1 protein-coding gene is annotated in these 657 nt (G+C 66.7%); it reads right to left on the bottom strand.

The genetic code is table 11. The features are described 5' to 3' along the window. On the bottom strand, positions 1 to 657 hold a 657-nt coding region (locus tag A8G08_RS23585), incomplete at both ends, for an AMP-binding protein (RefSeq protein WP_157108758.1).

Below are 657 nucleotides of genomic sequence, written 5' to 3'. Positions count from 1 at the left end.
GCGAACTCAGCTGCACCGTCGCCTCGGTCGGGCCATACAGGTTGTGCACCTCGACCCCGGGCACCGCATCGCGCATCCGCTGCGCGACCTCGCCACCGAGTGCTTCACCACCGGTGAACACCGCCCGCAGTGCCCCGTAGCCACCCACCGGGATCTCGGCGATGAACACCGGCAACATCGCCGGCACGAACTGCACCACGGTCACCGACTGCTCATCGATCAGCGCGGACAGGTACGCCGGATCCCGATGACCCTCGGGCTCGGCAACCACCAACGGTGCACCGACCCACAACGCGACAAACAACTCCCACACCGAGGCATCGAACGTCGCCGGCGTCTTCCACAACACGATGTCGAAGTCGGTCAGGTCGAACTTCTCGGTGAACCACGCCACCTGGTTCACGATCGCCTCGTGCGTGACCGCGACACCCTTCGGGCGACCGGTTGAACCCGACGTGTACAGCACGTAGGCCGTGTTGCCCGCCCGCAGCGGGGCAATCCGGTCCGAATCCGTCAGCGGCACATTGGCGTACGCAGACACATCCAGGGTGTCCAGCAGCAGAGTCGGGCGCTTCGCAGGCTCCGCGCCGGGGAGGACAGACCTCTCCCCTGCATCGACACCGGCGTCGCTCGTCGACAGCACCAGCACCGGATCCG

It is taken from the genome of Aldersonia kunmingensis (genome assembly GCF_001646865.1).
GTDB lineage: Bacteria > Actinomycetota > Actinomycetes > Mycobacteriales > Mycobacteriaceae > Aldersonia > Aldersonia kunmingensis.
Note: the sequence above shows the minus strand (reverse complement) of the source record. Positions and strands in the feature narration are given on the sequence as shown.